Consider the following 5795-nt stretch of genomic DNA (forward strand, 5'->3'; position numbering starts at 1 on the left):
GCCGACGCGGTCGAAGCCCAATCCAGCCCCGCCGGCGTTTGAGGCGCGGGTCCGGGCGGAGCCCGGTGCCCGGCGGAGCCGGGTTCCGCCTCGGGCGGAGCCCGGCCCGAGCCACGCGCCGCCCCGCCCGGGCAAGCGTCACGGCCGCGGCGCAGCCCAGAGGCCCCGTCACACCACACCGAAGGTGACTCGGCGGTACGCTGACCTCGCCGCACCCCCAGCACCACCCGCATCCCCGAAGGGACCCCGCACATGCCGCTCGAAGCCGGTCTTCTGGAGATCCTCGCCTGCCCCGCCTGCCACTCGCCCCTCGAGGACAAGTCGGCCGACGAGACGGCCCCCGAGCTGATCTGCACCGGCCAGGACTGCGGCCTCGCGTACCCGGTCCGTGACGGAATCCCGGTCCTCCTCGTGGACGAGGCCCGCCGCCCCGCCTGACCCCGCACGCGCCGACACCGCCGGAGGCCGCCATGCTCGACGAGTCGCTGCTCGACGCACCGGACGCTCTCGCCCGCGCCGACCGGCGGGGCCTGCTCCGCGGCGCCGCCGAAGCCGGCGCCCGAGTCCGCACCGCGGCCCGGCACGCGGCCGAGGCGGGCCTCGGTGAGCTGCGTCCCGACGGCCGCCCGCGCGCCGTCCTCATCGCCGGTTCCGGCACCGCCGCCACCGGCGTCGCCGACCTGCTCGGCGCCCTCGCCGGAGCCTCCGCGCCCGTGATCCGCCTGGACCCGACCGGCGTCGCGCACGCCTCCGGCGCCCTGCGCTGGTCCCTGCCCGGCTGGGCCGGCTCCGTCGACCTGCTGCTCGTCGCCACCACCGACGGCACCGAACCCGGCCTCGCCGTCCTCGCCGAGCAGGCATACCGGCGCGGCTGCACCGTCGTCGCCGTCGCCCCCGAGCGCTCACCGCTGAGCGAAGCCGTGGACGGCGCGCACGGACTGCTCGTACCGATGGCCAACGCCCCGTACCCGGAGTACGACGAGTCCGCCGCGGCGGGACCCGGCGCGCTGTGGGCCCTGCTGACACCGCTGCTGGTGCTCCTGGACAAGGTCGGCCTGATCAGCGCCGCCCCCGACCACCTCCAGCTCGTCGCCGACCGGCTCGACCGCACCGCCGAGCGCTGCGGGCCCGCCGTCGCCACGTACTCCAACCCGGCCAAGACCCTCGCCGCCGAGCTCGCCGACTCCCTGCCGCTCATCTGGAGCGAGGGCAACGGCGCAGGCCCCGCCGGCCGCCGCTTCGCCGCCACCCTCGCCGAGCTCGCCGGCCGGCCCGCCCTGGCCGCGGCCCTCCCCGAGGCGCTCCCCGCCCACGGCGTGCTGCTCGCCGGCTCCTTCGCCGCCGGGGCCGATCCCGACGACTTCTTCCGCGACCGGGTCGACGAGCCGCAGGCCCTTCGCGCCCGCATCGTCCTGCTGCGCGACCGGCCGGCCGGCGGACTCTCCGCCGCACCCGCCGCGCGCGAGCTCGCCCTCAGTCACGACACGGCCATCAGCGAGCTCGAACCGGAGGAGGGGGTGGAGCTGGAGCAGCTCGCCGAACTCCTCGCCGTCACGGACTTCGCCACCGCCTACCTGGCGTTGGCCTCCGGGGGACACAGCTGAGGTACACGTCCGTGCCCCGGCTCTATCCAGGAAGACGACGATGGACCGCCTGACCAACACGATCCGCCCCTACGCGTGGGGATCGACCACCGCCCTCCCCCACCTGCTCGGAGTCGAACCCACCGGTGAGCCCCAGGCCGAGCTGTGGATGGGCGCCCACCCCGGCGCGCCGTCCCGCATCGACCGGGGAGCCGGCGAGCAGCCCCTGCCGGACGTCATCGCCGCCGACCCCGAGCGCGAACTGGGCGCCGCCACCGTCGCCAGGTTCGGCCCCCGGCTGCCCTTCCTCCTCAAGATCCTCGCCGCCGGAGCCCCCCTCTCCCTCCAGGTCCACCCCGACCCCGCCCAGGCGGAGGCCGGCTTCGAGGACGAGGAGCGGCGCGGCATCCCTCTGGACGCGGCGCACCGCAACTACAAGGACCCCCACCACAAGCCCGAGATGCTCTGCGCACTCACCCCGTTCGACGGACTCTGCGGCTTCCGCACCCCACCGCACTCCGCAGCCCTCCTCGAAGGCCTCGGGGTCGGATCCCTCAAGCCCTACGCCGACCTGCTGCGCGCCCACCCCGAGGACGCCGCGCTGCGCGAGGTGTTCACCGCCGTACTGACCGCCGACCGCGAGGAGATGGCCCACACCGTCGCCGAGGCCGCGGCCGCCGCCGAACGCCTGGGCGGCCCGTACGCCCCGTACGCCCGCCTCGCCCACGACTACCCCGGCGACCCGGGCGTCATCGCGGCCATGCTGCTCAACCACTTCCGACTCCAGCCCGGCGAGGCGGTGTTCCTCGGCGCGGGCGTCCCGCACGCCTACATCGACGGCCTCGGCGTGGAGGTGCTGGCCAACTCCGACAACGTGCTGCGCGCCGGGCTCACCCCCAAGCACGTGGACGTGCCGGAGCTGCTGAAGATCGTGAAGTTCGAGGCCGGCGACCCCCACGTACTGCGTCCCGAGGGCGACGGCGAGGAGCTCTACGAGGCCCCCGTCGACGAGTTCCGGCTCTCCCGCTTCCTCCTCGCCCCGGGCGCCGCCTCCCGCGTCCTGCCGCCGGACGCGCCGCAGATCCTGCTCTGCACGGCGGGTTCGCCCCGGGTGGGCGAACTGTTGCTGGCACCCGGCGAGTCGGTGTTCGTACCGGCGGGGGAAAAGACCGAACTGTCCGGAACGGGCACCGTCTTCCGGGCCACCGTGGCTGTCTGACGCGGCGTCCGCCGGGTAGCTGCAACAATGTGCGGCCGGTAGACAGTGGCAAGGAAGGACACCCTGCACCCATGAGCGCGTCGGGCGGTACCAAGGCGATCGTGGCGGCACTCGCCGCCAACCTCGCCATCGCTGTAGCCAAATTCGTGGCGTTCCTCTTCAGCGGCTCCTCGTCGATGCTCGCGGAAAGCGTTCACTCGCTCGCGGACTCCGGCAACCAGGGGCTGCTGCTCCTCGGCGGGAAGAAGGCGAAGCGCGAGGCGACCCCGCAGCACCCCTTCGGGTACGGGCGCGAGCGCTACATCTACGCGTTCCTCGTCTCCATCGTGCTCTTCACCGTCGGTGGCATGTTCGCCATCTACGAGGGCATCGAGAAGATCAACCATCCGCACGCGATCGAAGCCTGGTACTGGCCGGTCGGCGTCCTGGTCTTCGCGATCATCGCCGAGTCGTTCTCCTTCCGCACCGCGATCAAGGAGTCGAACCAGGTCCGCGGCCAGCAGACCTGGAGCCAGTTCGTCAAGCGGGCCAAGGCCCCCGAACTGCCCGTGGTCCTGCTGGAGGACCTCGGCGCGCTCGTCGGCCTGATCCTCGCCCTCGGCGGCGTCGGCCTGGCCCTGCTGACCGGCGACGGCGTCTGGGACGGCATCGGCACCCTGTGCATCGGCGTCCTGCTCATCGTCATCGCGATCGTCCTGGCCGCGGAGACCAAGTCCCTGCTGCTCGGTGAGGCCGCGGGCACCGAGGAAGTCGCGAAGATCAACGAGGCGCTCGTCGACGGGGTCGTCGTCACCCGCGTGATCCACATGCGGACCCTGCACCTCGGTCCCGAGGAGCTGCTGGTCGCCGCCAAGATCGCCGTCGAAGGCAACGACACCGCGACGGAGGTGGCGGACGCGATCAACGCCGCCGAGGCCCGCATCCGCGAGGCGGTGCCGATCGCCCGCGTGATCTACCTGGAGCCGGACATCTACCGCCCCGGGACGACCACGACCACCCCCCCGCTCAGCAAGTAGGTCCCGGACGCACGAAGGCCCCCGCGCGCCGCACACCACGGCGCGCCGGGGCCTTCGCCGTTGCCTAGTGCTGTGACCGGAGAGGTTCACCGCGTCGCGCCCCTGCCGCGCGGCGGCGCAGCCGCAGCGCGGCGAAGCCCGTCACCGCCCCGGCGCCCAGCACGGCGGCCCCGGCGAACACCGCCATCCGGAAGACGACGACCAGCGGATGGCCCGCGTCGACGACCGTGCCCTTCACGGCCGACACGGGCACGGTCCCGCCCTCCGTCACCTCGAGCCGGTAGCGGGAGTCGGCGGAGTTGCCGCGGGTGTCGCCCAGCAGGAACAGCCGGTCCTTCGGCACCGTCACGTCGAACGCCCCGACCGACCCGGCCACCGGGTCGCCGTTCAGGACGTACGGCTCCTCCAGCGGTTCCCCGTTCAAGGTCAGCGTCCGGTCCCCGGGCGCGTAGGCGATGCGGTCGCCGCCCACCGCGACCACCCGCTCCACGGACAGGCCCCGCTCGCCCCAGACCGAGGCGTCGAAGAGCAGCACGTCACCGCGGTCCACCCCGGGAGCCAGCACGTTGACCACCATCGATCCGCCCGCGGAGAGCGTCGGCCGCATGTGGTCCGAGGTCATGACCCGCGTCGGCGTGAAGACGTACCCGCCGAGAACCCCGGCGCAGCTCACCGCCCCGCCCAGCACCAGCAGCACCACCGATGCCACCCCCAGCCGGCGTCCCGGCGCCCGGCCCTGCATTCCCACGATCCCGCCCCAGCTCTCTATCGGTCCGAACGTGCGGCCGAACTGTACGGGCGCGCGGCGCCCGACCCGCCGACGGGGTCCCGCAGCAGGTGGGGACCCCACCTGGGCGAGCCGCCGCTACCTGCCCTTGCGCCGTGGGCGGCCCGCGGGATCGCGCGATCGAGCACGCGGGCCCATCCACGGCATCTTTCCCCAGGTGGGCAAGACCGCGAGAGTCCGGAAAGCCCTGAACCCGACCGCCGGAGGGCCCCGCCCCGACCGCGACCGGCCCGCCGCCCACTGGGGGACCGTGGGCCTATCGGTGTAGATTCGTCATCAGTGTCAGGCGTCGCTGCTGATGGCGGTCGGGCGGTCCTCGTGACCGGCCGAGGGGAGAGAGGACCCCCGACGGACTGTGCTCGGTGCGCCGCCCCCTGCTCAGGCACGGCAGGCGCACGGCTCAGCCGTACCCACCCTCTCGAACCATGAGGAGCAGCACCCATGGACTTCAAGGTCGCAGACCTTTCCCTCGCCGCCTTCGGTCGCAAGGAGATCACGCTGGCCGAGCACGAGATGCCGGGCCTGATGTCGATCCGCGCCGAGTACGCGCAGGCCCAGCCGCTCGCCGGCGCCCGGATCACCGGCTCCCTGCACATGACCGTGCAGACGGCCGTGCTCATCGAGACCCTGGTCGCCCTCGGCGCCGACGTCCGCTGGGCCTCCTGCAACATCTTCTCCACCCAGGACCACGCGGCCGCCGCCATCGCGGTCGGCCCGAACGGCACCCCGGAGAACCCGCAGGGCGTCCCCGTCTTCGCCTGGAAGGGCGAGACGCTGGAGGAGTACTGGTGGTGCACCGAGCAGGCGCTGACCTGGCCGAACACCCCCACCGGCGGCCCGAACATGATCCTCGACGACGGCGGTGACGCCACCCTCCTCGTCCACAAGGGCGTCGAGTTCGAGAAGGCCGGCGCGGCCCCGGACCCGTCCACCGCGGACTCCGAGGAGTACGCCCACATCCTCACGCTCCTCAACCGCACCCTCGGCGAGAGCCCGCAGAAGTGGACGCAGCTCGCGTCCGAGATCCGCGGCGTGACGGAGGAGACCACCACCGGTGTCCACCGCCTCTACGAAATGATGGCCGAGGGCACCCTGCTCTTCCCGGCGATCAACGTGAACGACGCGGTGACGAAGTCGAAGTTCGACAACAAGTACGGCTGCCGGCACTCCCTCATCGACGGCATCAACCG

Annotated in this window: 6 protein-coding genes; 5 read left to right on the plus strand and 1 reads right to left on the minus strand. The window is 73.2% G+C overall.

Annotated elements, in window-relative coordinates; translation table 11 throughout:
* Positions 1-252: 252 nt before the first annotated feature.
* The 4 genes from AC07FY_RS32860 to AC07FY_RS32875 all read left to right on the plus strand — a co-directional run bounded on the left by AC07FY_RS32860 (position 253) and on the right by AC07FY_RS32875 (position 3818).
* Entirely contained in the window at positions 253-438 is a 186-nt protein-coding gene (locus AC07FY_RS32860) for a Trm112 family protein (protein WP_037797711.1), read from the plus strand.
* A 32-nt stretch (positions 439-470) separates the two neighbouring features.
* Positions 471-1604 carry an SIS domain-containing protein gene (locus AC07FY_RS32865; RefSeq protein ID WP_479014082.1) on the plus strand — a complete coding sequence of 378 codons (1134 nt, stop codon included), beginning with the start codon at positions 471-473 and terminating at the stop codon, positions 1602-1604.
* A 40-nt stretch (positions 1605-1644) separates the two neighbouring features.
* Entirely contained in the window at positions 1645-2802 is a 1158-nt protein-coding gene (manA, locus tag AC07FY_RS32870; protein WP_479014085.1) for a mannose-6-phosphate isomerase, class I, read from the plus strand.
* A 71-nt stretch (positions 2803-2873) separates the two neighbouring features.
* A complete protein-coding gene (locus AC07FY_RS32875; protein ID WP_479014087.1) occupies positions 2874-3818 on the plus strand; it encodes a cation diffusion facilitator family transporter in 945 nt (314 codons plus the stop codon).
* A 64-nt stretch (positions 3819-3882) separates the two neighbouring features.
* On the opposite strand, the gene lepB is transcribed toward AC07FY_RS32875, so the two are convergent.
* Positions 3883-4527: a signal peptidase I gene (lepB, locus tag AC07FY_RS32880; protein ID WP_479014090.1), complete on the minus strand. Its 645-nt coding sequence runs from the start codon at positions 4525-4527 to the stop codon at positions 3883-3885.
* A 519-nt stretch (positions 4528-5046) separates the two neighbouring features.
* Here lepB and AC07FY_RS32885 point away from each other — a divergent pair.
* On the plus strand, positions 5047-5795 hold a 749-nt coding region (locus AC07FY_RS32885; RefSeq protein WP_479014093.1), incomplete at its 3' end, for an adenosylhomocysteinase.

It is taken from the genome of Streptomyces sp. NPDC045967 (assembly GCF_056430495.1).